The organism is Tenacibaculum profundi, from assembly GCF_057162725.1.
Window position 1 is genome coordinate 1905636 of sequence record NZ_CM169894.1, and the last position, 25273, is coordinate 1930908.

General features: G+C 31.8%; 22 protein-coding genes and 2 tRNA genes. 13 read left to right on the forward strand and 11 right to left on the reverse strand.

Translation table 11 applies throughout. The features are described from left to right. Positions 1–72 precede the first annotated feature (72 nt). Positions 73–555, reverse strand: coding sequence for a thioredoxin family protein (locus AC2GW8_RS07780; protein WP_440879308.1), 483 nt, complete (start codon positions 553–555; stop codon positions 73–75). Then, complete coding sequence (locus tag AC2GW8_RS07785) at positions 556–2757, reverse strand: TonB-dependent receptor (protein WP_440879309.1); 2202 nt, start codon at positions 2755–2757, stop codon at positions 556–558. Between the two features lie 107 nt (positions 2758–2864). Here AC2GW8_RS07785 and AC2GW8_RS07790 point away from each other — a divergent pair, with 107 nt between their 5' ends. The 8 genes from AC2GW8_RS07790 to AC2GW8_RS07825 all read left to right on the forward strand — a co-directional run bounded on the left by AC2GW8_RS07790 (position 2865) and on the right by AC2GW8_RS07825 (position 12728). Continuing rightward, positions 2865–3533 (forward strand): metal-dependent transcriptional regulator, encoded by a 669-nt coding sequence (locus AC2GW8_RS07790; protein WP_440882194.1) that lies wholly within the window; start codon positions 2865–2867, stop codon positions 3531–3533. Between the two features lie 17 nt (positions 3534–3550). After that, positions 3551–4387, forward strand: coding sequence for a ZIP family metal transporter (locus tag AC2GW8_RS07795; RefSeq protein ID WP_440879310.1), 837 nt, complete (start codon positions 3551–3553; stop codon positions 4385–4387). Between the two features lie 100 nt (positions 4388–4487). After that, complete coding sequence (locus tag AC2GW8_RS07800; RefSeq protein WP_440879311.1) at positions 4488–7619, forward strand: UvrD-helicase domain-containing protein; 3132 nt, start codon at positions 4488–4490, stop codon at positions 7617–7619. A gap of 52 nt (positions 7620–7671) precedes the next feature. Continuing rightward, positions 7672–8865, forward strand: a complete 1194-nt coding sequence (gene kbl, locus AC2GW8_RS07805) for a glycine C-acetyltransferase (RefSeq protein WP_440879312.1) — start codon at positions 7672–7674, stop codon at positions 8863–8865. A 120-nt stretch (positions 8866–8985) separates the two neighbouring features. Next, positions 8986–10344 carry an OmpA family protein gene (locus tag AC2GW8_RS07810; RefSeq protein ID WP_440879313.1) on the forward strand — a complete coding sequence of 453 codons (1359 nt, stop codon included), beginning with the start codon at positions 8986–8988 and terminating at the stop codon, positions 10342–10344. A gap of 176 nt (positions 10345–10520) precedes the next feature. After that, positions 10521–12032 carry a F0F1 ATP synthase subunit beta gene (gene atpD / locus AC2GW8_RS07815; RefSeq protein ID WP_440879314.1) on the forward strand — a complete coding sequence of 504 codons (1512 nt, stop codon included), beginning with the start codon at positions 10521–10523 and terminating at the stop codon, positions 12030–12032. Between the two features lie 37 nt (positions 12033–12069). Further along, the gene (locus tag AC2GW8_RS07820; protein ID WP_440879315.1) at positions 12070–12363 is read left to right on the forward strand and encodes a F0F1 ATP synthase subunit delta/epsilon; all 294 of its coding nucleotides are present in this window, start codon (positions 12070–12072) and stop codon (positions 12361–12363) included. An 83-nt stretch (positions 12364–12446) separates the two neighbouring features. Beyond that, positions 12447–12728, forward strand: a complete 282-nt coding sequence (locus AC2GW8_RS07825; RefSeq protein ID WP_440879316.1) for a Sec-independent protein translocase subunit TatA/TatB — start codon at positions 12447–12449, stop codon at positions 12726–12728. A 14-nt stretch (positions 12729–12742) separates the two neighbouring features. On the opposite strand, the gene AC2GW8_RS07830 is transcribed toward AC2GW8_RS07825, so the two are convergent. Together AC2GW8_RS07830 and AC2GW8_RS07835 are read right to left on the reverse strand one after the other, a co-directional pair. Then, positions 12743–13390 (reverse strand): O-methyltransferase, encoded by a 648-nt coding sequence (locus AC2GW8_RS07830; protein WP_440879317.1) that lies wholly within the window; start codon positions 13388–13390, stop codon positions 12743–12745. A gap of 375 nt (positions 13391–13765) precedes the next feature. Next, the gene (locus AC2GW8_RS07835) at positions 13766–14323 is read right to left on the reverse strand and encodes a sigma-70 family RNA polymerase sigma factor (protein WP_440879318.1); all 558 of its coding nucleotides are present in this window, start codon (positions 14321–14323) and stop codon (positions 13766–13768) included. 442 nt (positions 14324–14765) lie between these two features. Between AC2GW8_RS07835 and panB the strand changes: the two genes are divergently transcribed. After that, the gene (gene panB / locus AC2GW8_RS07840; protein WP_440879319.1) at positions 14766–15584 is read left to right on the forward strand and encodes a 3-methyl-2-oxobutanoate hydroxymethyltransferase; all 819 of its coding nucleotides are present in this window, start codon (positions 14766–14768) and stop codon (positions 15582–15584) included. A 32-nt stretch (positions 15585–15616) separates the two neighbouring features. Next, positions 15617–16558 (forward strand): 2-hydroxyacid dehydrogenase, encoded by a 942-nt coding sequence (locus AC2GW8_RS07845; protein WP_440879320.1) that lies wholly within the window; start codon positions 15617–15619, stop codon positions 16556–16558. Between the two features lie 109 nt (positions 16559–16667). Here the strand turns inward: AC2GW8_RS07845 and AC2GW8_RS07850 are convergent, their stop codons facing one another. From AC2GW8_RS07850 to AC2GW8_RS07860, 3 genes are all read right to left on the reverse strand, one after another. Beyond that, entirely contained in the window at positions 16668–17057 is a 390-nt protein-coding gene (locus AC2GW8_RS07850; protein ID WP_440879321.1) for a Fur family transcriptional regulator, read from the reverse strand. A 304-nt stretch (positions 17058–17361) separates the two neighbouring features. Next, positions 17362–18507: a cystathionine gamma-synthase gene (locus AC2GW8_RS07855; protein ID WP_440879322.1), complete on the reverse strand. Its 1146-nt coding sequence runs from the start codon at positions 18505–18507 to the stop codon at positions 17362–17364. 115 nt (positions 18508–18622) lie between these two features. Beyond that, positions 18623–19078, reverse strand: a complete 456-nt coding sequence (locus tag AC2GW8_RS07860; RefSeq protein ID WP_440879323.1) for a DinB family protein — start codon at positions 19076–19078, stop codon at positions 18623–18625. Between the two features lie 49 nt (positions 19079–19127). Between AC2GW8_RS07860 and AC2GW8_RS07865 the strand changes: the two genes are divergently transcribed. After that, on the forward strand, positions 19128–19475 hold the full coding sequence (locus AC2GW8_RS07865; protein ID WP_440879324.1) for an arsenate reductase family protein: 348 nt from the start codon (positions 19128–19130) through the stop codon (positions 19473–19475). A 35-nt stretch (positions 19476–19510) separates the two neighbouring features. Here the strand turns inward: AC2GW8_RS07865 and AC2GW8_RS07870 are convergent. Continuing rightward, positions 19511–19581, reverse strand: a tRNA-Gln gene (locus AC2GW8_RS07870). Between the two features lie 66 nt (positions 19582–19647). Continuing rightward, a tRNA-Gln gene (locus AC2GW8_RS07875) sits at positions 19648–19718 on the reverse strand. Positions 19719–19885: 167 nt separating this feature from the next. On the opposite strand from AC2GW8_RS07875, the gene AC2GW8_RS07880 reads away from it, so the two are divergent. After that, a complete protein-coding gene (locus AC2GW8_RS07880; RefSeq protein ID WP_440879325.1) occupies positions 19886–23008 on the forward strand; it encodes a glycosyltransferase family 117 protein in 3123 nt (1040 codons plus the stop codon). Positions 23009–23011: 3 nt separating this feature from the next. Beyond that, positions 23012–23653, forward strand: a complete 642-nt coding sequence (locus AC2GW8_RS07885; protein WP_440879326.1) for a polysaccharide deacetylase family protein — start codon at positions 23012–23014, stop codon at positions 23651–23653. Here AC2GW8_RS07885 and AC2GW8_RS07890 read toward each other — a convergent pair. Further along, complete coding sequence (locus AC2GW8_RS07890; RefSeq protein WP_440879327.1) at positions 23650–23943, reverse strand: thioredoxin family protein; 294 nt, start codon at positions 23941–23943, stop codon at positions 23650–23652. The two genes, AC2GW8_RS07885 and AC2GW8_RS07890, sit on opposite strands and share 4 nt — an antisense overlap. Positions 23944–24028: 85 nt before the next feature. Beyond that, the gene (locus AC2GW8_RS07895; RefSeq protein ID WP_440879328.1) at positions 24029–25252 is read right to left on the reverse strand and encodes a metallophosphoesterase; all 1224 of its coding nucleotides are present in this window, start codon (positions 25250–25252) and stop codon (positions 24029–24031) included. Between the last annotated feature and the right edge of the window lie 21 nt (positions 25253–25273).

Genomic DNA, 25273 nt, shown 5'->3' on the forward strand with positions numbered 1-25273 from the left:
TAGAATGTTTTTTTAATGTTAAGAGAAGTCTTCAGTGTTACCTTATCATTAATTTCTTATCAAATAAATATATTATTTTACTTCTAAATACCTCTTCAACACCCATAAAAATTGCTTTGCCGACATATAACTATCAATTTGTTCATCAATAATATTATTTTCGCCTAAAAATACAGTGGTCGGATATGTAATCCCTTTATTTGTAGAGGCTAACACTTCTGCTAACTCATGTATTCCTGAAGAAGAAGTTTGTTTTTTGTACTCGAATAGATGTTTCATATACCTTACCGGTCTTTTTAATTCAGCATCGAGTGACACGAAGTAGAAATACTCATTTAATAGTCTTGTAACCTCTGGATTAGCAAAAGTTTTTTCTCGCATAGCGTAGCAAAATTTACACCAAGAAGTATGGATAAACACAACTATTGGTTTTTGCTTTTGTTTTTGAAGCTCTTCTATTTCTTCAAATGTGTATTCAACAACCTCAACACCATTTGTTTGGGAGCACAAATGGTGTGAAATTATTAGAAGTAATATGACTAAAATATATTTCAATTAAAATATTTTATATCGCAATCCAAGAAACATTCGTATTCCCTGATTTGATGCGTAAACGTAAGTGGTATCAAAATCATCTGCAAAAGGATCATCTGCACTCCATATACCATTTGCAACAGGAGTAAAATCTAATAGATTTTTTACCCCTCCGAAAACCTCAAAGTTATTCGTAAACTTCTTAGATAATTGAATATTTTGAATGCTGTACCATGGAGATTTTGGCGCTCTTGGATCATTTTCCAGCAAAGGTAAATCCATCGGACCATAAATATTTCCTGTATAATCAACCTTCATATCTAAACTAGGTAAATGATATGAAATACTCCAAGTACCACTAAAACTCTCTGTTAATACTTGTCTTTCGGTAACTCCGTTTTCTGTAACTGAAACATCCATTAAAGTTGCCCCAGCCAAAATTGACAAACCATTTTGCCAAGTAATATCTGTGCTTAGTGAAATTCCTTTTGAAACAGAATTACCACTTAGGTTCCCGTAGATAATTTTATTTGTGTCTGTTTCGTAATCAGGAATTATTTTATTCTCAAAATAAGTATAAAAAGTACTTGCATCGAGATTAATTATACCCCCATTATCCGTTGTAAACCTCTTAACATAGTTAACATTAGCATTCCAAGAGGTTTCGGGTTTTAACTCATCTTCAAAAAAAACTTCTCTATTACCTGTTAAAGCAGCGTGTTCTTCTGTAAAAATATTAGCGACTCTAAACCCGTTCCCCATACTAATTCTTATAACGTCCTTATTATTCTCCGAATTCCACTTATAGTTAATCCTTGGTGAAAAAATCCCTCCATGTATGCTATTATAATCATACCTAGCTCCAAGTAGAAGTTTATTATTTGGTGCTAAAGTGATTTCATCTTGAATAAAAACACCTGGTAAGTGTGTAATTGAAGGATCATTGTTTAAATCATTCCCTGTAGCAGTGGTATTATCGTCATAATAAGTATATCTGTAAGTTGCTCCAAAAAGTAAATTATGATTTTTACCTAACGAAGTATCCCATAGAAGCTGTCCAAACCCTATGTATTGATCCGCCTGATAAAGCGCATTTCCATAAAAGGAGTTTTGAGAATGTCCATTAGCACTAAATTGTAAACTCAATTTTTCGCTTGTCGGTAAGTCATATGTTCCAAATGTCTCCCATCTACTAGTATAAATACTTTCCCCATAAATTTCGTCCCCTCCTCTAAAAGCTGGAGTCCAATCCATTTCTCCTCCCCATCTATCTTCATAAACATAGCGTCCTGCAACGGTAAAAATCTTATTATTTTTTCTTGGAAAAGAAAGCTTATTAAATATTGAGATACGATCCTGTAATGTTAAATCTGTAAACCCATCTTTATTATTATCAATGGGGTTTTGATAATTGAAATAATTAACACCAAGTAATCCTTGTGCTCTACCCAGATTGTATTTAAATCCTAAATCTGCATTTATTTCTCCCCAAGAACTACCAAAAGACTCTAGTGTAAGCTTTGGTGCAGCCTTTGATGTTTTTGTAATGATATTGATAACACCTCCAACTGCCTCTGAACCATACAATGTTGAAGCAGGTCCTTTTACAATTTCAACTCTTTCTATCAAAGACTGGGGTAAGCCAGTTAACCCATAAACGGTTGACAAACCACTAACAATTGGCATTCCGTCAATCAAAACAAAAGTATAAGGCCCCTCCAATCCATTTATATGGATATCTCCTGTATTACAAACACTACAGTTAACCTGTGGTCTAATACCGTTCACATTTGCTAAAGACTCAAAAACGGACGGTGTAGGGTTTTTTCTGAAAAAAACAGGTGAATAGACTTCCACAGGAACAGGACTATCTAATTTTTTTACAGGTTTCATTGTTCCAGAAATAACTACTTCATCTAAAGACGAGTTTACTTCGACTAGTTGAAAGTTTATGTTTAAAGTTTTCTTACCATCCAAAAACACTCTTTTTGTGATAGTATTAAACCCAACTGAAGATACTTCCATTTTAAACTTTCCTTTCAGGTCTGTTTTTAAAGAGTAAATTCCTTCATTATCAGAAACTGTTCCTGTACGGGTCCCTTTAATAATAATACTTGCCATTTCTAATGGCTTACCGTTAAATGTTACCTTCCCCCTCAATATATTTTGAGATAAAAGAATATGCGTACTACAGAAGAAAAGTAGTACAATGAAATATTTCATTCTATTTTGTTTTTATTTTTGTGCAAATTTAAAATATTTTTTAGACATACCTAAAAATATGTTTATATAAAACAAAATTTATATATTTGCAGACTCTTACAAATTTCATGTTTAGTCAATCAGAAGAAAATTATATAAAAACCATATTTCACTTAGGAGGTACTTCTTCTAAAGGAATAAGTACTAATTCTATTGCTAAAAAACTCAAGACCAAAGCGTCTTCTGTCACCGATATGGTGAAAAAACTTTCCGAAAAAAACGTTGTTATTTATAAAAAATACCAGGGAGTAAGTTTAACAGATCTAGGTAAAAAGACTGCTACGAATATTATAAGAAAACATCGGCTTTGGGAAGTTTTTTTAGTTGACAAATTAAATTTTTCATGGGATGAAGTACACGAGGTAGCTGAACAATTAGAGCACATTAAGTCTTCCAAATTAATTGATGAACTCGATGCTTTTTTAGAATACCCAACAAAAGACCCGCATGGTGATCCTATACCAGATAAAGAGGGAAACTTAAGTATTGTAGAAAAAAAACTATTATCTACACTTAAAATCAGTGAAAAAGGTATTTGTATTGGCGTTAAAGATAGTTCAACTGAGTTCCTTAAATTTTTAAACAAGCACGAAATTGCACTTGGAAAGGAAATTCAAATCACCGAACAAGAACCTTTTGACGGGTCATTTACTATCAGAATGGATGATAAAACCCTCAATATTTCAAATAAAATTGCTGACAATTTATACATTCAGCAAACGCATAAACAAGAATAAATATATTAAAAAACATTATGGGCTCATTTGATCAAATAGTTGCTTTTTGTCAAGAACATCCAATACAAGGTGCACTCTACGCATCTCTATTTACTTGGGGGTTGACTGGACTTGGTGCAAGTTTAGTTTTTTTCTTTAAAAACCTAAACCGTGCTGTACTGGACGGCATGCTTGGTTTTACAGGTGGAGTTATGGTCGCTGCGAGTTTTTGGAGCTTACTTTCACCTGCTATTGATAATAGTCCTGGCGAGGGGTTTATTAAAGTAATACCCTCTGCAATAGGATTTGCACTTGGTGCCATGGCATTGTTTGGAATGGACAAATGGCTTCCACATCTTCACCTAAATTTTAAGGATAATGAAGCTGAGGGAGTTAAAACTAACTGGCATAAAACAACCTTACTAGTATTAGCAATCACACTTCATAACATTCCTGAAGGTTTAGCTGTTGGCGTCTTATTTGGAGCCGCTTCAACCTTAGTGGGGGCAGAACAAACCGAAATGATTATAGCTGCTATCTCTTTAGCTATTGGTATTGGAATACAAAACTTTCCAGAAGGATTTGCTGTAGCAATGCCCCTTAGACGACAAGGCATAAGTAGGCGAAAAAGCTTTTGGTATGGACAGCTTTCTGCAATTGTTGAACCTTTTGCTGCTGTCTTAGGTGCTGTTGCTGTATCATTTTTTACTCCAATCTTACCTTACGCACTAGCATTTGCTGCAGGAGCTATGATTTTTGTGGTAGTTGAAGAAGTTATCCCCGAAACCCAAAGAGATAAATATACAGACATTGCTACTTTAGGGTTTATAGGAGGTTTTATTGTTATGATGGCACTTGATGTAGGTCTCGGATAAAAAGATTTTACTCTAAAAAACATAAAAATATTTTTAGGAAGATTTGATTTCGTATGTTTTTTTAGGCATAAAATTTTAATTTGCGATAAATTATAAGCCTGTGAGTCATTCCTCCACTTTTCAAATATACAATGCCTCTGCTGGAAGTGGTAAAACCTTTACATTAGTAAAGGAATATCTAAAAATACTACTAACCGCTAAAGACGTTTTTCTTTTTCAAAAAATTCTTGCTATAACATTCACCAATAAAGCTGCTGGTGAAATGAAAGAAAGGGTTTTAAATAATCTTCAAAGTTTTGCAGAAAAAGAAGAAAGCGTCATTTTGACTTTAATATTGGATGAAACTAACTTAGATAGACAAACTATTCAGAAACGAAGTGAAAAAATTATTGATGCTATCTTACAAAACTATGCTAGCTTTTCTATTACCACCATTGATAGTTTTACTCATAAAATAATTAAGAGTTTTGCCTTTGACCTCGGACTTAGTCTTAATTTCGAAGTTGAAATGGATGCCGTTTCTCTATTAAGTGAAGCAGTTGATGTTTTAGTTTCAAAAATTGGTAATAATAGGGATATTACACGGTTATTAATTCATTTTTCTCTAAGTAAAACGGATGAAGACAAATCTTGGGACATTTCTAAAGAGTTAAACGATATTGCCAAAATACTTTTAAACGAAGATGACGCCAAACACGTGAACTTGTTAGCCTCGAAAAAGCTAAATGATTTCGATAATATACAGAATAAAGTATCCAAAAATAAAAGTGAATTACTTGAAGAAATAAAAAGTAAAGGAAAAACAGCTTTAAATATTATAGAAAATGCAGGACTTGAGGTAAAAGATTTTTCAAGAGGTACTTTCCCTAAATTCCTTAAAGACTTAAGCGAGTTTACTTCTTCTTTCGATTTCAAAAAAAGAAGTGAAACGATTGACAAAGCAATAGAAAATCATAACTTTTATACAAAAACAGCTAAACCAGAAATCAAGAACTCTATTGAAGGAATTTTACCAGACTTGATCACTATATTTGATCAAAGCAAAGAAATCTATGGTCAGCTAATACTGTGTGAATTAGCACTAAAAAGTTTAATTCCGCTAGCTGTATTAAATAATATTAATACCGAACTAAATACTATAAAAGAGGACAATAATATTCGCTTGAACGCTGAATTTAATCAATTAATCGCGAATAATATTAAAAACCAACCTAGCCCTTTTATTTATGAACGTATTGGTCAACGTTTTATGCACTACTTCATTGATGAAATGCAGGATACTTCAACTTTACAATGGAAAAACTTAATACCTTTAATAGATAATGCTCTGGCTCAAGAAAATAGTAATCTTTTACTCGTAGGTGATGGAAAACAAGCTATATATCGATGGAGAGGTGGTAAAGCGGAACAATTCATCAACTTAGGTTCTAGTGATAAAAATTCGGCAAACCCTTTTCAGATAACTAAAACAGCTAAAACACTTGAAATAAACTATAGAAGTTTTAGTGAAATTATCAATTTCAATAATAATTTTTTCCAACATTCTGCTGCATTCCTTCAAAACAAAAGTTACGAGCAATTATTTATTGATGGAAATAAGCAACTAGAAAATAACAGAAAAGGCGGTTATGTAACTTTAACTTTTTTAGAAAAAGAAAAAGATAGAGAAATTGAATCTTTGCAATATCCGAATAAGGTTCTTGAAAAAATTAAAGAAGTACAATCTCAATTCAGATTAGATGAGATATGTATTTTGGTAAGAAAAAAAAGTGACGGTATTGCAATTGCAAATTATCTGTCTGAAAATTTAATTCCAATCGTTTCTTCAGAAACACTATTACTTAAAAGTAATACCAAAGTCAGCTTTATTATTAATATGCTTCAGGTATTACAAAACCCCACTGACAAAGAAACATTAATTAATGTTCTATACTTTCTGCACAGTCATTTAAATGTTCAGGAAAAGAAACATTCCTTTATCATAAAGCATATCAAACTTAACAATCATGATTTGTTCGATAGCTTGGCTTACTACAGTACATCATTTAATCTTAATGATTTTAATCTTCTTCCATTTTATGAAAAAATAGAAAGTATCATTCGAGGGTTTCATTTAACCAATTCTTCCGATGCCTATTTACAGTTTTTCCTAGATGTTATTTTAGAACAGCAAAGAAAAAATACAGACATTCAAAGTTTTTTAGATTATTGGGATCGTAAAAAGGAAAACCTTAGTATCGTGGCTCCGGAAAGTGCAGGTGCAGTTCAAATAATGACAATACATAAATCAAAAGGACTAGAATTTCCCGTTGTAATTTTTCCTTGTGATTTGGATATTTACCAACAAATAAACCCTAAAACCTGGCTGGATCAGTTACCTAAAAACTACACCCCTTTTAATGAACTGTTACTTCCATTTAATAAAGATTTAAACTTTATTAGTAATCGAGGAAAAGAAATTTATAAACAGCAAAGAGAAGAACTAGAATTAGACAATTTTAATCTTCTTTATGTAGCCCTTACGCGCCCTATTGAACAACTACATATAATTACTAATAAAAAAATTTCGAAAAACATTGAAAACACAAACTATTACTCTGGAATTTTCATCAATTATTTAAAGAAAACGAACAACTGGAATAATGACAAATTAAACTATGCTTTTGGTGATGTTCAGCGCAAAAGTAAATTGACCAACATTGAAAATAAAACAAAAACCCAAGACAGTTTTATTTCTTCTCCTTGGCAAGATCATAATATTTATATGCTTGCCAGTGCTTCAAAACTATGGGATACAAAACAAGAAGAGGCCATTGAATACGGAAACCTAATTCATGAAATGATGTCTAAAATAATTTCTGAAGAAGATATTACAAAAGTCATTGATGAATATACCAATCAGGGAATTATTCAAAAAAAAAATATAAAATTAATTCAGCGTATCATTATAAATATTGTTAAACATCCTCTTTTAGAAGAGTTTTTCAAAAAAAACATTACTGTCTTTAATGAACGAGAAATAGTAACAATCGATAATCAAATTATCATTCCTGACAGGTTAGTTATCAATGGTAGTGATGCTGTCGTAATTGATTATAAAACAGGAAAACATTCTTCACAGCATCATCAACAAATATTAAAATATGCAAATACCATAGGAGAAATGAATCTTAAAATTCAAAAGAAACTACTGGTATATATTGGAAAAGAAATTTTGGTCAGAGAAGTCTAACCTCCTAAATTTGACTTCTACAAACATCATACTCTAATAAAAACATCGTAACATGTACGGAAAATTAAAGGATCACCTACAAAAAGAAATTCAAAATATTAAAGAAGAGGGGCTATATAAATCTGAAAGAATTATTACTTCATCCCAGGATGCTATTATAAAAATATCTTCAGGCCAAGAAGTGATTAACTTCTGTGCTAACAACTATCTAGGATTATCAAATCATCCTGAGGTTATACAAGCGGCTAAAGATACTATGGATACACATGGGTTTGGTATGTCATCTGTTCGTTTTATTTGTGGCACACAAGACATCCATAAAGAACTTGAAAAGAAAATTGCTGATTTTTATGAGACAGAGGATACCATATTGTACGCTGCAGCATTTGATGCTAATGGAGGTGTATTTGAGCCACTACTCACTAAAGAAGATGCTATTATTTCAGATAGCTTAAATCATGCGTCGATAATAGACGGTGTTAGATTGTGTAAAGCTGCTCGATACAGGTACGCAAATAACGATATGGCTTCTCTGGAAGAACAATTAATTCAAGCTAATAAGCAAAATCATAGGTTTAAAATTATTGTGACTGATGGGGTATTCTCAATGGACGGTATTGTAGCTGAATTAGATAAAATCTGTGATTTAGCAGATAAGTATGATGCTTTGGTTATGATTGATGAATGTCATGCAGCTGGCTTTATAGGTGAAACAGGAAGAGGCACATTGGAACTAAAAAAAGTAATGGGACGTATTGATATTATAACAGGAACATTAGGAAAAGCTTTAGGTGGTGCAATGGGTGGATATACTACAGGAAAAAAAGAAATCATTGAAATTTTACGACAAAGGTCTCGTCCTTATTTATTTTCAAATTCATTAGCTCCTGCCATTGTTGGAGCCTCTATAAAAGTATTTGATCTACTATCAAATGACACTTCACTTAGAGATAAACTAGAATGGAATACAAAGTATTTTAGGACTGAAATGGAGAACGCAGGTTTTAATTTGGTTGGAGCTGATGCCGCAATAGTACCGGTTATGTTGTATGATGCGAAATTATCTCAGATAATGGCTAATAAACTTTTAGAAGAAGATATTTACGTTATTGGTTTCTTCTACCCTGTTGTTCCAAAGGAACAAGCTAGAATAAGAGTTCAGCTATCTGCTGCTCATAAAAAAGAGCATCTTGACAAGGCTGTTAATGCATTTATTAAGGTAGGAAAAGAACTGAAAGTTATATAGATGATTGATGTAAAAAACTTGCTTTTCTGGTAAGTTTTTGTAGATTTGTTTTTGTAAATAAGTTTTAACAACTTACATTTGCGTTATATATAAACGAACTTTTAATTTAAATTTTTAATAATGAAACAATTAAAATTAGCTGTGATGGCTTTGTTTGCGTTCGCAACAGTGGGAACGGTAAGCGCACAGGATTCAGACAACCCATGGGTAGTTGGTTTCGGAGTTAATGCTGTTGACTTTAGAATCCCTTCAGATTTTGGAGATTACGCAAAAGACTATATTGGTACAAGTGACTGGAATATTCTTCCTTCAGTTTCTAGAATTTCTGTTGACAGATACTTAAACGACGGTTTTAGTTTACAATTAGCAGGGTCTATCAATAAAATTGAAACTTTCCGTTCTGAAGACGATATGGATGAGCTTTATTGGGCTATCGATGCTAACGTAAAGTATGACTTAAATAATTTATTTGGTGATACTGCTTGGTTCGATCCTTATGTATATTTAGGTGGTGGATATGCTAACTTAGGTGATTTAGGTGAAGGAACATTAAATGCAGGTCTTGGTTTTAATACTTGGTTCAATGATAATTTAGGTTTAAACTTCCAATCGGGAGGAAAAAAAGAGTTTGCAGATAAAGTTCAAGATCATTTTCAACACTCAATCGGTTTAGTGTTCAAATTTGGAGGAAAAGATACTGACGGAGATAAGATCTATGATAAAGATGATGCTTGTCCAGAAGTTGCTGGTTTAAAAGAATTTAACGGATGTCCTGATACTGATAATGATGGTATTAAAGATTCAGATGATGCTTGTCCTGAAGTTGCTGGTTTAGCTGCATTAAACGGATGTCCTGACGCTGATGGTGATGGTATCGCAGATAAAGATGATGCTTGTCCTAACAAAGCTGGTTTAGCTGCATTAAATGGATGCCCAGATGCTGATAGCGATGGTATTGCGGATAAAGAAGATAAATGTCCAAATACAGCTGGTCCAGCTGCTAATAATGGATGTCCTTGGCCAGATACCGACGGTGATGGTGTTTTAGATAAAGACGATAAGTGTCCTAATGTAAAAGGTGTTGCTTCTAACAACGGATGTCCTGAAGTTGTTATTAAAGAAGAAGCGGTTAAGAAATTAGAGAATTTCGCAAAAGCTATTTATTTTAATTCAGGAAGAACTTCTTTCAGACCTGGAGTTAAAGGTAAATTAGATTTAATGGCTGGTATTATGAACGAATATCCAAAAGCTAACTTTAGTATTGAAGGACACACTGATAGTCAAGGTAGAGAAGCTTCTAACTTAAGATTATCTGAAAGAAGAGCTAAGGCTGTAGTTGACTATTTAGTTGGTAAAGCTGGTATTTCTTCAAGTAGATTATCATCTAAAGGATTTGGAGAAGCTTATCCAATTGCTTCTAACAAAACTAGAGATGGAAGAGCTCAAAACAGACGTGTAGAAATTAAAGTTGTAAAATAATTTTAATTTAATCATAAAAAAAAAGCCTCGCAGTTTGCGAGGCTTTTTTTTATTGTGTTCGAAATTAAAAATAGTCAGAAACATTTTTAATTTTGGCTTTAAAAAAGTACCTTTGCGCCGTGAAAAAATGAGTTAATTCTCACTTAACAAAATAAATAACTTTAATTACAATAGTAATGTCTACAATAAAAGGTAAAGTTTCTCAAATTATTGGTCCAGTTATCGATGTTGAGTTTAATACAGAAAATGCTGAACTGCCAAAAATTTATGATTCATTAGAAATAAAAAAAGCCGATGGTTCTACTTTAGTTTTAGAAGTTCAACAGCACATTGGAGAAGATACAGTTCGTACGATTTCAATGGATGCAACTGACGGCTTACAAAGAGGACAAGATGTAATTTCTACAGGCAATCCAATTCAAATGCCAATTGGTAATGATATATACGGTCGTTTATTTAATGTAACAGGGGAAGCTATTGACGGGTTAGGTGAGTTGCCTAAAACGGGTAAAAATGGTTTACCTATTCACCGATCTGCACCTAAATTTGAAGACTTATCTACTGCTACAGAAGTTTTATTCACTGGAATTAAAGTAATTGATTTAATTGAACCTTACGCAAAAGGAGGTAAAATTGGTTTATTCGGTGGTGCTGGTGTTGGTAAAACTGTACTAATACAAGAGTTGATTAATAATATCGCTAAAGGTCACGGTGGTTTATCAGTATTCGCAGGTGTAGGTGAAAGAACTCGTGAAGGTAATGACTTATTAAGAGAAATGTTAGAATCTGGAATTATCAAGTACGGAGACGATTTTATGCATTCTATGGAAGATGGTGGATGGGATCTCTCAAAAGTTGATAAGAAAGGTATGAAAGAATCGAAAGCAACTTTTGTTTTTGGTCAAATGAATGAACCTCCTGGAGCTCGTGCTCGAGTAGCATTATCTGGATTAACTATAGCAGAATATTTCCGTGACGGTGCTGGTGAAGCTCAAGGTAAAGACGTATTATTCTTTGTTGATAATATATTCCGTTTTACTCAAGCTGGTTCTGAAGTTTCTGCATTATTAGGGCGTATGCCTTCTGCTGTAGGTTACCAACCAACATTAGCAACAGAAATGGGAGCTATGCAAGAACGTATTACTTCTACTAAAAAAGGATCTATTACTTCAGTTCAAGCAGTTTATGTACCTGCTGATGATTTGACAGACCCTGCTCCTGCTACAACTTTCGCTCACTTAGATGCAACTACTGTATTATCACGTAAAATTGCAGAATTGGGTATTTACCCTGCCGTAGATCCTTTAGATTCTACTTCTAGAATTCTTACTCCGGAAATTCTTGGAGACGAACACTACGGGTGTGCACAGCGAGTTAAAGAATTATTGCAACGTTATAAAGAATTACAAGACATCATTGCAATCCTAGGTATGGAAGAATTATCTGAAGAAGATAAATTGGTCGTTCACAGAGCGCGTCGTGTTCAACGTTTCTTATCTCAACCATTCCACGTGGCCGAGCAATTCACTGGTATACCAGGGGTTTTAGTTGATATTAAAGATACCATAAAAGGTTTTAATATGATTATGAATGGTGATTTGGATAAATATCCTGAAGCTGCCTTTAACCTTAAAGGATCGATTCAAGAAGCAATTGATGCGGGAGAAAAAATGCTAGCAGAAGCATAATCTGATTAACAATTATAATTAATAATCAATTGAATTTATGTTTTTAGAAATTGTTACTCCAGAAGCTATATTATTTTCATCAGATGTTGACTCTGTTACTGTACCTGGTATCAACGGAGAATTTCAAATGTTAAATAATCATGCACCTATTGTTTCTATTTTAAATAGGGGTGTTATCAAAATTCATACGCATTTGCAAAATAATTTATCATTTGATGACTTACATGGTAGTTTAGAGAAATTGCCTTCTGACGATAAAGTTTTTACACTTAATATTAAATCAGGAACAATTGAAATAAAGGACAATAAAGTAATTATTCTAGCAGATTAATTATTATGAATATATCTAAAAAAAGCCAAGCCCTAAGGGTTTGGCTTTTTTTTAGACTAATACTTTTTAACTATCTTTGTTTTATGAAAATTTCTTTTTTATTTATTGGAGGCCCTGAGATATTTGTAATTTTACTAATTGTAATAATGTTCTTTGGTGCAGATAAATTACCTGAAATTGCTAGAGGTTTAGGTAAAGGGATGCGTCAGGTAAGAGATGCAACAAACGATATTAAAAGAGAGATTAATGAAAGTGCAAGTAAACATGGTTTAGACAACAATATTGTAGAAGACATTAACAAAGAAGTTAATGATGTTAAAGATAACATCGATAAATTAACAGGCCCCATAAAGAGAAATAGATAAAAAATATTTCCGCTTTATATTTTTTTCACTCTACTTATAGTTAATCCATCTCTAATAGGCAGTAATACAGTCTCTAAGCGTTCATCTTCATTCAATAATTTATTATACTCTAAAAGGATTCTTGTATCTACATCTCTAGGATCTACCTCTTCGACAACTTTCCCACTCCATAATACATTATCTGATAGTATTATACCTCCTGGATTCATTTTGTCAATAATTAATTTAAAATAATTTAAATAATTAGACTTATCGGCATCTATAAAAACCATGTCAAATTTCTCGTTAATATTTGGTATTATTTCTATTGCATTACCAATGAATTGTTTAATTTGATTCTTATAAAGTGATTTATCAAAATATTTTTTTTGTAACTCTTCAAGTTCCTCATTTTTATCAATCGTATACAAAACTCCCTCTTCTTTTAAACCTTCCGCTAGACAAAGAGCAGAATAGCCAGTATAAGTACCAATCTCCAATATTTTCGTTGGCTGTATTAATTTCGAAATAATAGCAAGTACTCTTCCTTGGAATGAACCACTTAGCATTCTTGGATTTAATACTTTTTGCCAAGTTTCTCTAGTAAGTTCTTTTAAAATTAACGGTTCTTTCTGAGAATGATCTATAGCGTATTTATTTATTGAATCAGGTAAAAAATGCATCTTTAAGTTTTAATACAAAACTAAAAAAAACGGAATTCATTTTAGCAACAAATTCCGTTTCAATCTAACAAAAAATCAAAAATGGTTTTTTCGAAAAAAACCTAAAAAATCATTTTATGTTTTTAATTTTTTCTTTAAGAGCTAATTTATCTTCATTAGTCAATGTATATTTTTGTGAGCTACAGTTTTTTGCTTTTTCCTTATAGAATAGTGATAAAAAGCTGTTTTGCTTAGAATATAGCCTACACAATTTACAAAATAAGAAATGTAATTTTAGCTTTATAATTTCCTTCCGGGATGCCTCACCATATTGTGATTTATCACAAATTGTTGTTGCCTCATCACAAGATATTTTAAACTTAATAAACATAAACCTTAAATATTAAACCAATTCTTTTCTAAACATCCCCTTAATTGTGTTCTCGCTCTGTGTATAATAACCCATAGATTGGACGGTGTAATTTCTAACTCCTTACAAATCTCTTCAGTTTCAAATTCACGTATCGTTTTCATTTTAAAAACCATAGCATACTTTTCTGGCAGACTATCAATACATTTATCTATTTGTTCTTTAAGCTCTTGATTTTCTATACTACGCTCTGCTTCATTATTCCAAGATTGAGGAACTCGCTCCTCTATCCAGTCACCTTCCTTATTACCAGACCCGTAGAAATTCATTTTTATTTCAGCTTGACCTTTTCGTGAATTAATTTTTCTATAGTAATCAATGACCTTTCTCTTCAAAATAGAAATAAGCCAAGTCCTTTCACTTGATTTTCCTTCAAAATTTTTTGCTGATTTTAGACCCGCAAAAAAGGTTTCTTGAACTAAATCTTTCGCTAACATTTCATTATTAACTCTAACTACAGCATAATTAAATAAATAATCAGCATAATTATCAACCCACTTATCGGGCAACAAACTATTTCTCACTTTTTTGGGTTTTTCATTTCAAATATACACTAAATATTATTTAATAATGTATGCATTAACACTGACAACATAAAATCCTTTACGGCTATTTTTTATGAATTGCAAATAACATCTACTTTGTAGGTAACTCAGTATAGTTTTATCAAAAATTAACATGATTTTAAAAATATAGGATGTGAAAATATAATGATAACAGCTTTGATCATTGTAATGAATAAAACTTTTATTAAAATTTTCAACCCTTTGTCAGCCTTAAAAAATCTTTTTAATTAACTATTTTTTTAATTAAATGACAATCAAATAAAACAAATAATTCTATACTGATTTAAAAAGTAGTAAAACTATTCATTATGGACAATTAAGAAAATTAATTAACAGAAGATTAACGATACATTAATCTTATTAAATTACTATTTTTACATGACACAAATAGATATATGATATGTCAGTAGCAAAAAAGCAATACAAAAGAGTGACTGTCAAGTCATTAGTTGAAATGAAAGCTAATAAGGAGAAAATATCTATGCTTACTGCATATGACTATACCATGGCTAAAATTGTTGATGGAGCAGGAATTGACGTAATTCTAGTAGGAGATTCTGCTTCTAACGTTATGGCTGGACATGAAACTACTTTGCCTATAACACTTGATCAAATGATTTATCATGCTAGCTCAGTCGTTAGAGGAATTGATAGATCGCTAGTGATTGTTGATCTTCCTTTTGGAACTTACCAAGGTAATTCTAAAAATGCACTCGAATCGGCAATAAGAATAATGAAAGAATCTGGAGGTCATGCTGTAAAACTAGAAGGAGGGAGTGAAATTTCAGAATCAATTTCTCGAATATTAACTGCTGGAATACCTGTTATGGGACATTTAGGTTTAACACCTCAATCAATCTATAAGTTTGGAACCTATACTGTACGAGCAAAAGAAAATACTGAGGCGGAGAAACTGAAAGAAGATGCTAAATTACTTGAAAAACTGGGGTGTTTTGCTCTTGTTTTAGAAAAAGTACCCGCAAAGTTAGCTCAAGAAGTAGCTGAGAGTTTATCCATACCCGTTATTGGAATCGGTGCTGGGGGTGGTGTCGATGGTCAAGTATTAGTAACACACGATATGATAGGAATGACACATGAATTTAGTCCAAGATTTTTAAGACGTTATTTAGACTTATATTCGGAAATGACAAAGGCATTTCAAGAATATATACACGATGTTAAATCTAAAGATTTTCCTAACGAAAAAGAACAGTATTAATACTTTTACAATTAGTTAAATATAAATAAAATATGAGAATAATGCATTTAGATACTAATCATCCAATTCTCATTGATCAATTGAATCAGCTAGGATATATAAATGATGAAGATTATGTTTCAACCAAAGAAGAAATAGAAAGTAAGATATATCAATATGATGGCATTATAATCCGAAGCAGATTCACCATCGACTCGTCATTTATTGATAAAGCAACTAACCTAAAATTTATTGGTCGCGTTGGAGCTGGTTTGGAAAATATTGATTGTAATTATGCTATAGCTAAAGATATTCATCTTATTTCGGCACCAGAAGGTAATCGAAATGCTGTAGGTGAGCATACCTTAGGAATGTTACTCTCTTTATTCAACAAGCTAAATAAAGCTGATAAAGAAATAAGACAAGGTAAATGGTTGCGGGAAGAAAATAGAGGAATTGAACTTAATGGAAAAACTATTGGTATCATTGGTTATGGTAATATGGGGAAAGCTTTCGCAAAGAAACTCAAAGGTTTTGATGTAAACATTTTATGTTATGATATAAAAGATGATGTGGGTGACGAAAATTGTACCCAAGTAAGCCTTAAAGAGTTTCAGGAAAAAGTCGAAATTGTGAGTCTACATACTCCACAGAATAAATTAAGTATAAACATGATCAATACCCGCTTTATTAACAGGTTTCAAAATTCATTCTGGCTATTAAATACAGCCAGAGGAACTACTGTGGTGACATCTGATTTGGTCAGAGCATTAAAAAATGGAAAAATTTTAGGTGCTGGCTTAGATGTGCTTGAATATGAAAAAAAATCATTTGAAAAATTATTTACAACAGAACCACCTAAGTCATTTAATTATCTAATAAATTCTGAAAAAGTTATACTCTCTCCTCATGTAGCTGGATGGACCAAAGAAAGCAAAGAAAAATTAGCTCAAACGATTGTGGATAAAATCAAAATGAAATTTCCAGCGAAATGAAAACTTATAGCTATGAAGAAAACAGATGCTATGTTTGAACTAAATAATATATACCCTTATGTGTGAAAATTAAGAATTCCAATTTAACTACTCTTAAAAAAATATCTATCTATTCATTTTTTTCAACTGACTGACACTTTTTACAAATTCCAACAAGTAAAACCCTTAATTCCTCTACTTCAAAATCATCATTATTAGGCGAATGCATTTCAACCATTGTGCAAGATAATTCTCCACATTTTCTACATTGCCTATGAATGTGGTTATGATCATGGTGCTCTTTACTACATTTTGAACTACACGTAGCATAATAGGTATTTGCATCATTTCCTATAACTGAATGGACTTCACCTTCATTTTCCAAACGAGCTAATACGCGGTATATCGTTGTTTTATTAAAACTACCGGAAAAATGATCTACGAGTTCAACAGCACTTATTGCAACGCTTTTACTTTCCAAATAGTCTCTAATTGCTAATAACGAAGTTGTTTTCCTCATACCTGTCATTTTTATCGTTTATATCTTCAAAAGTAATATAACAAAAATAATAATTCTATTTTCTTAATATATAAAATAGGTGCCGAAAAAATCGGCACCTATTGAAGACAATAGAATTTAATAACTTTAAACCCAAACAAAGCTAATTAATGAGGTAAATTGTCTCTTAAAAAATATTAAATTAAACAGTTGCAAAAATCGCAACACGGTTGCAATATAGTGTATTTTTTTCAATACAGCAAGTTAGTTGCAATAAAAAAAGACATGCTATACACATGCCTTTTATTTTAAATAATTTTTATGACTAAATTAATGCTTGTTCTATGTCAGAAATAAGATCACTAATATCTTCTATTCCTACACTCAAACGAATTAAAGAATCAGTAATACCAATCTTCTCTCTCGTTTCTTTTGGGATTGATGCATGTGTCATTGAACTAGGATGATTTACAAGGCTTTCAACACCTCCGAGCGACTCTGCAAGTGTAAAAACTTTTGTATTCTCTAAAAACTTAAAAGCTGCCTCTTTACTTTCATCTTTTAATATAAAAGATACCATACCTCCAAAATCATCCATTTGTTTCTTTGCTATTAAATGGTTTGAGTGATTTTCAAGACCTGGATAATAAACTTTCAAAACTTGTGGGTGCTTTGCAAGATAAGCAGCAATTGCCTTACCATTTTCACAATGTCTTTGCATTCGAATATGCAATGTTTTGATACCGCGTAATGCTAAAAATGAATCCATTGGTGATGCAACAGCTCCTCCTGCAAACTGGATAAAATGAAGTTCTTCTGCCAATTTACTATTTTTAACCATTAAAGCCCCCATAACCAAATCTGAATGCCCCCCTAAATACTTTGTTGCCGAATGCATTACTATGTCTGCCCCCAAATCCAAAGGACGCTGCAAATAAGGAGTAGCAAAAGTATTATCCACAGCAATTAATATAGCACTATTTACTTCCTTTACAGCAGTCGTTATTCCAGCTATATCTGCAATTTTCATCAAAGGATTCGTAGGAGTTTCTAACCAAATTAATTTAGTTTTTTCATTTATCACGTTTGTTACATTTGTGACATTATTCATATCTACAAACTGAAATTTAAGTCCATATTGACTAAACAGCTTTGTAAACATCCTGTAAGTTCCTCCATACAAGTCATCACCAGCAACAACCTCATCTCCAGGCTTTAAAAGACGAAGAACACAATCTATCGCTGATAGCCCAGACGAAAAAGCAAAACCATGTGTTCCATTTTCAATGGATGCAAACGCATTTTCCAAAGCTGTCCTAGTAGGATTTGCAGCTCTTGAATATTCGTATCCCTTATGGATACCAGGGCTGGACTGAGCATAAGTAGATGTTTGAAAAATAGGAGGCATTACGGCTCCTGTCGCCTCCTCATGCTTTTGTCCACCATGGATAGTTTTTGTATTAAATTTCATTATTTTTCTTTTTTATTGACCTAATTCTACCTAATAGTTTAATTATAAAGAGTAAATTCTTACTACTCATTAACATTAATAAACAGGGCTATTATACTTAACAAATCTACAAAAGTTAAACTAATTTTTTCATAGCCATCACGACTCCTAAATGTATACCTTCATGAAGATTATTAAAAGTAATTGCATGCTCAAGAGAACGTAACACATACCCTGTACTAGTTTCATACTCCTCATAGCCGTTAAAGATACCAGCTCTGTAATCTTCTCTCAATGTATCCGGTAACCCCATTAACAACTCCTTAACTTCTTGAAATTCCTCTTGAGAAAAACATTTACTTGGCCTTGTTCCTTTTCGGTGACTATCAATTAATTCATCAGGAATTAAACATGGTAAACCTGATAATTTATAATGAAGTAATTGCTGTGTAACAACTAAATGAGCCACATTCCAGGCAATATTATTATTAAATCCTTTCGGCACCAAATGTAATTGATCCATAGTTAAACCATCTATCATGTTAACAACTATTTCCCTTGATTTTTTCAACACATCAAACTGTACATTCATTTTTCTGATTATTTTAGCCCAAATATATTATTATCATTCGTATACATACATGAAGAAAGTTTATTTTTTAAAAAGCTGTGACACCTGCAGAAAAATTTTGAAAGAGGTAAATATCGAAGGTTTCGAAAAACAAGAAATAAAAACCGATCCTATTAAAATAGATCAGTTAGAGCAAATGCACTCCTATAGCAATAGCTATGAAGCGTTATTTAACAAACGAGCTAAACTCTACAAGGACCTAAAGAGCAAACAACCAAACCTATCTGAAATAGATTATAAAAACCACATTTTAAAAGAATATACATTTTTAAAACGACCTGTGTTTATTGTCGATAATGATATATACATCGGAAATAATAGAAAAGTAATTGAAGCTCTCAAAGAAAAGTTAAATTAACAAAAAAGTTCTGATATTAATTATCAGAACTTTTGTTGGCCTACAAGGACTCGAACCTTGAATATCGGTACCAAAAACCGGTGTGTTACCATTACACCATAGGCCAATATAGCTTTACAAATATAAAACTTTAGTTTAAATTTCACAAACTAGATATAACTAAAGCTTTTTGTTGGCCTACAAGGACTCGAACCTTGAATATCGGTACCAAAAACCGGTGTGTTACCATTACACCATAGGCCAATTACTTATTGCGGGTGCAAATATAAGGTAGAAATTTATTTTGACAAATTTTTTTAATAATTTCTTTTAACAGAAATTTATTCTAATAAAAAAATCAAAATTATATTTTTGCTTTCAATAAAAAACGCTAGTTATTAGTACATTCGCAACAACTTATTAAAATTAATATGAACAAATTCAACTACAAAAAGTGGAATATTATTTTAGGCTGGGTTTCATTTATCGTAGCTTTAATCACTTATACGCTTACGTTAGAGCCTACTGTTAGTTCTTGGGATTGCGGAGAATACATTTCTACATCCGTTAATTTAGAAGTTGGACATCCTCCTGGAGCTCCTTTATTTCAAATGCTAGGCGCATTTTTTGCTATATTCAGTAAAGATACAAGTCAACTTGCAATAATGGTTAATTTCATGTCTGGGTTAGCAAGCGCATTTACCATTCTGTTTATGTTTTGGACAATTACGAATTTAGCAAAAAGAATTGTTGAAAAGAATGGCAAATTAGAAGTTAACGAAGCTTATGCTGTTTTAGGAAGTGGTTTAGTTGGTTCTTTAGCCTACGCCTTCTCTGATAGTTTCTGGTTCAGCGCTGTAGAAGGCGAAGTGTATGCTATGTCTTCTTTTTTAATGGCACTACTCTTTTGGCTAGGTTTAAGATGGGAAAACGAAATAAACTCTCCTAGAGGAAATAAATGGCTTGTTATTATTTGTTTTATAGTAGGACTTTCTTTCGGAGTTCATATATTATCTCTGTTGGTAATTCCATCAATATTTATGCTTTATTTTTTTAAAACTTATCCTAAGATAACTATAAAAACTACTGCTATTGCTACAATTATTTCAATTCTTATTCTTGCTTTCGTTTTTAAACTTTTATTTCCATATACTTTAAAATTCTTCAGTACCTCTGAGTTATTTTTTGTAAATCAAATCGGGTTACCCTACAACTCTGGTACTATCATTGCAGGATTTACCTTAATTGGATTTTTTTACTTTGCAATTTCATATACTAGGAAAAAAAATTTAGTTACCATTAACACACTAATAATTTCTGTTTTATTTATTGTAATCGGTTTTTCTTCATGGTTAATGCTACCTATTAGAGCTAATGCTGACACTGTTATTAACGAAAACAATCCCTCTAGTGCACGTGAATTACTAGCCTATTATGAACGAGAACAATATGGCGATGCAAATGTTTTTTACGACAAATACTACTCTTTTGCTTACAAACAGGAACGAGATCCAAATACTCCTACTAGAGACGAAAAACCAAAATATGAACAAAAAAATGGTAAATATGTAATTGTTAACAAATATAAAAATGTCTTACCCAACTACTCCGACAAACATAAAGGGTTCATTCCTAGAATGGTAGACCCTGGGTCTCAAGAACACTATAAGAAAATTGCTGGAATACCATTAAAAAGTACAAGAAGACCAACTTTTGGAGAGAATATAAAGTTTATGATTGACTTTCAGTTTGGATATATGTATGGTCGTTATTTTATGTGGAACTTTGTAGGTAGACAGAACGATATTCAAGGACATCTAGATATAGAAAACGGAAACTGGTTAAGCGGTATTGACTTTATAGACGAGATGCGCTTAGGCTCTCAACAAAACTTACCTGAAGATATTAAGAATAATAAAGGTAGAAACACTTATTTTTTCCTGCCATTAATTTTAGGTCTTATTGGATTATTATATCAAGCAGGTAGAGATCAAAAAAGCTTATATACACTAGCGCTGTTTTTTGCGTTTACTGGTTTTGCAATTATATTTTACACAAACCCCAAACCTTTTGAACCAAGAGAGCGAGACTATGCCGTGGTGGGTTCATTTTATGTATTTGCAATTTGGATCGGTTTTGGCGTGCTTGCACTGTATGATTATTTTAAAAAATATGCAAACAATAAAACGGTTGCATTTGGTGTCTCAATAATATCTTTGGTTACGGTTCCATTATTAATGGCAAATCAAAATTGGGATGACCATGACAGATCTAATAGATATTTAGCTCAATTAAATGCTCAAACATATCTTGAAAGCTGCGATCCTAATGCAATAATCTTTACAATTGGAGACAATGACACTTTCCCTTTATGGTATATGCAGCAAGTTGAAGGCGTTAGAAAAGATATTAAAATTGTAAATACGAGTCTTTTTCAAACAGACTGGTATATTGACCAAATGAAAAAGAAAACGTATGATGCAGACCCCATTCCTTCAAAATTAACACATGACCAATACAGATACGGAACACTTGATGTTGCCTATCATATTCAACATCCAAGATTTAAAGACTCCATAATATCTATTAATAACTTCATGAGGTGGATTGAAAGTGACAATGATGGAACTTATTATATAGATGAAGAGAATAATATTCACGAAAAATTCTATCCAACAAATCGTATTAGAATTCCAGTAAATAAAGACAATGTATTGAAAACAGGTCTTGTTTCAAAAAAAGATGCTGATAGAATCGTTGATTTTATTGATATTGAGATTGATGAAAGTGCCATTACCAAAAATCGAATTTTAATGCTCGATATTTTGAATAATTTCAACTGGGAACGTCCAATTTATTTTACCGGTGGGGCTAACGCCGATGAAGAATATATTTGGTTAAAAGATTACCTGCAACTGGATGGTATGGCTTATAAATTAGTACCTATAAAAACACCTAATAAAGGTAAGTCTATGTTTGAAATGGGACGAATAGACCCTAATAAAATGTATGAGAATGTAAAAAAATGGGATTGGAAAACTATTAATGACGGAAAAATTTATTTAGATGAACAAAGTAAACGGAATGTAATTTCATTAAGAAATAATTTAATGAGACTCTCTGAAGAGTATATAGCAAGGAAAGACACATTAAAAGCTAAAGAAATTTTAGACCTGTCTTTAGATAAAATGCCTATTAAGGATTTTGGACATTTCAGTTTATCTCTTGGTTACCCTGAACTTTATTATAAAGTTGGTGATATTAAAAAAGCAAGACAAACGGCTGCAACCTTAATTGATATTTTTCAGCAATACCTAAAGTATTACAGTACCTTTCAAGAATCAGACATTGAGCTTATTATTGAAAATATCGACACGAAATTGTATATGTATAGAAATATCGTCATGCAAATAATTGAATACGATACTAAAGAATACTCTGATACCGTTTTTAATAACTTTGTGAATATAGGGCGCTTATTCAAATACTTAATGCCAGATGAAAATAAAGCTCCTTCTTCTTTAAAGAATGAGTCTGATACTATTATTCCTTAACTAATGAGGTTATACCCTTTAAGGACACCATATATATTTAGAAAATATTTTTCTAAATATATATGGTGTTTTAAATCCAGTACTCAAAAAGCTTATCTTACTTTCGATGATGGACCTATTCCAGAAGTTACAGAATTCGTTTTAGATAAACTTAAAAAGCACAATGCAAAAGCTACCTTTTTTTGTGTAGGCGATAATATCCAAAAACATCCTTCTATTTTCAAAAAAATAATCGAAGGCGGACACAGTATTGGAAATCACACTTATAATCATTTAGATGGATGGAAAACTAAAAAAAAGGACTATTTAAATAATATTTTAAAAACTGAATTATTAATAAGTAACTTTAATAATGTTATTCAACCAAAAATATTCAGACCTCCCTATGGAAAAATCAAAAACTCTCAGACATCAGCCCTAATTAAAAAAGGGTATAAAGTGATTATGTGGAGTCTTCTCTCAGGTGATTTTGACAAAAATATTTCAAAAGAAGAATGTGTTTCGAATATCTTAACAAAAATAAAAAACGGAGATATCATTGTTTTTCATGATAGTGAAAAAGCTAAAGAAAACATTTACTATTCTCTTCCAATTATACTAAAAGAATTAAGTATTAGAGGCTATCAGTTTGAGAGAATTATTTAGAAAAACTGTTTGACTAAACCAATAAGAGTATTAGCATCTTGCTCTCCTGTTTGTCGCCATTTCATTTCACCATTTTTATATATTATAAAGGTCGGATTACCCTTAACCCTTAGTGCTTCTGCTAAAATTTGATTTTTCCTGATATCTATTTTAATAACTTTTGCTTTATCTCCTAGAGCAGCTGCGACATCACGAAGTGTTTGAAGACTTGGCTCAGAATCACTCCAGTCTGCATAAAAATCAATTAAAACAGGTTTATCAATTCCTATAATATCTCCAAATTTTGTCATAAAAACAAATTTTTACTGTAAAAACCTTAAAAGTACAAATTTTTATTTTCATTAAAAGTCATATCCTTAATAAAAACGATCACTTTCAAGATTTTTTTAATTCTATCACTGTAATTTCAGGCCATATGCCTACTCTCCCTGGAAATGCATGGTAACCAAACCCTCTATTAACATTTATATATCTTCCAAACTCTTTATATAAACCAGCCCATTGCTTATAAACATATTGTGAAGGGCTCCATCTAAATAGGCCTGGAATTTCAATGCCAAACTGAAGACCATGTGTATGACCACTAAGTGTTAATTGATAATTAAATTTATCTTGTTTAACCTTATACTCCCAATGACTTGGGTCATGACTCATCAATATCTTAAAATCTTTCTTGTCTACTCCTTTCGAAGCTTGTTTCAAGTCCCCTGCCTTATTAAAACCTTTTCCCCAATTCTCAACACCTACTAATGCTATTCTTTGTCCATTTTTTTCAAGATACCTATGTTCATTCAGTAATAAATCAAAACCTATTTTAGGATGAATTTCTTTTATTGCCTGAAAGTTAGCAGCTTTATCTTCATCACTTTTCCATTCCGCATAATCACCATAGTCATGATTTCCTAAGATCGAAAATTTCCCAAAGGGGGCTTCTAATTTAGAAAAAGCTGAAAGCCATGTATCCATTTCGCTAGCAAAATTGTTAACTATATCACCCGTAAAAAGTATAATATCTGACTTTTGTTCATTAATTAAATCAATTCCATAAGCGATTTTCTGATTATTGTCAAAGCTTCCAGAATGAATATCTGTAATTTGGGTAATTTTAAAACCATCAAAAGCTTCAGGTAAATCATCAAAATTCAACTGATACTTTATGACTTTATAATTATACTTTCCCTTAAAAATACCATATAAAATACCCGCAAAAGGAATTGAAGCTAAACCTAATGCTAGCTGGGAAATAAATTTTCTTCTACTTACTAAGCTTTTTGTTTCTCCATTAGAAAAATAAGTAAACCCTTTCTGAATATACCTAAAAATATCTTCTCCTAGCATAAAAACTAAAACAATCAATTTTGGCAAGAGTACTAGTAAAAGTAAACCAACAGCCCACTGAAACTCTCTTGTTTGACCAGCACTTCTATCATATCGAAATATGACATAAAAGAAATTGACATAAGCTATGCCTCCAAGTAATAACCACGAATATCGAAAAACTTTATTTTTTGATACTATTTTTATAGCTTGAAATGCGTAAACTTCAAAAACAATAATAAAAGCAGAGAATATTATCAGAGGAATTAACCAGCGTAACATAAATTTGTTTTAAATATCTCG

What these genes read in the sequence shown, in the direction of transcription:
- kbl (WP_440879312.1), top strand. Translation starts at nt 7,672, where the DNA reads ATGTACGGAAAATTAAAGGATCACCTACAAAAAGAAATTCAAAATATT.
- atpD (WP_440879314.1), top strand. Translation starts at nt 10,521, where the DNA reads ATGTCTACAATAAAAGGTAAAGTTTCTCAAATTATTGGTCCAGTTATC.
- AC2GW8_RS07790 (WP_440882194.1), top strand. Translation starts at nt 2,865, where the DNA reads ATGTTTAGTCAATCAGAAGAAAATTATATAAAAACCATATTTCACTTA.
- AC2GW8_RS07850 (WP_440879321.1), bottom strand. Translation starts at nt 17,057, where the DNA reads ATGAGGAAAACAACTTCGTTATTAGCAATTAGAGACTATTTGGAAAGT.
- AC2GW8_RS07890 (WP_440879327.1), bottom strand. Translation starts at nt 23,943, where the DNA reads ATGACAAAATTTGGAGATATTATAGGAATTGATAAACCTGTTTTAATT.
- AC2GW8_RS07860 (WP_440879323.1), bottom strand. Translation starts at nt 19,078, where the DNA reads ATGAATGTACAGTTTGATGTGTTGAAAAAATCAAGGGAAATAGTTGTT.
- AC2GW8_RS07885 (WP_440879326.1), top strand. Translation starts at nt 23,012, where the DNA reads ATGAGGTTATACCCTTTAAGGACACCATATATATTTAGAAAATATTTT.
- panB (WP_440879319.1), top strand. Translation starts at nt 14,766, where the DNA reads ATGTCAGTAGCAAAAAAGCAATACAAAAGAGTGACTGTCAAGTCATTA.
- AC2GW8_RS07820 (WP_440879315.1), top strand. Translation starts at nt 12,070, where the DNA reads ATGTTTTTAGAAATTGTTACTCCAGAAGCTATATTATTTTCATCAGAT.
- AC2GW8_RS07795 (WP_440879310.1), top strand. Translation starts at nt 3,551, where the DNA reads ATGGGCTCATTTGATCAAATAGTTGCTTTTTGTCAAGAACATCCAATA.
- AC2GW8_RS07895 (WP_440879328.1), bottom strand. Translation starts at nt 25,252, where the DNA reads ATGTTACGCTGGTTAATTCCTCTGATAATATTCTCTGCTTTTATTATT.
- AC2GW8_RS07810 (WP_440879313.1), top strand. Translation starts at nt 8,986, where the DNA reads ATGAAACAATTAAAATTAGCTGTGATGGCTTTGTTTGCGTTCGCAACA.
- AC2GW8_RS07825 (WP_440879316.1), top strand. Translation starts at nt 12,447, where the DNA reads ATGAAAATTTCTTTTTTATTTATTGGAGGCCCTGAGATATTTGTAATT.
- AC2GW8_RS07865 (WP_440879324.1), top strand. Translation starts at nt 19,128, where the DNA reads ATGAAGAAAGTTTATTTTTTAAAAAGCTGTGACACCTGCAGAAAAATT.
- AC2GW8_RS07785 (WP_440879309.1), bottom strand. Translation starts at nt 2,757, where the DNA reads ATGAAATATTTCATTGTACTACTTTTCTTCTGTAGTACGCATATTCTT.
- AC2GW8_RS07880 (WP_440879325.1), top strand. Translation starts at nt 19,886, where the DNA reads ATGAACAAATTCAACTACAAAAAGTGGAATATTATTTTAGGCTGGGTT.
- AC2GW8_RS07830 (WP_440879317.1), bottom strand. Translation starts at nt 13,390, where the DNA reads ATGCATTTTTTACCTGATTCAATAAATAAATACGCTATAGATCATTCT.
- AC2GW8_RS07845 (WP_440879320.1), top strand. Translation starts at nt 15,617, where the DNA reads ATGAGAATAATGCATTTAGATACTAATCATCCAATTCTCATTGATCAA.
- AC2GW8_RS07855 (WP_440879322.1), bottom strand. Translation starts at nt 18,507, where the DNA reads ATGAAATTTAATACAAAAACTATCCATGGTGGACAAAAGCATGAGGAG.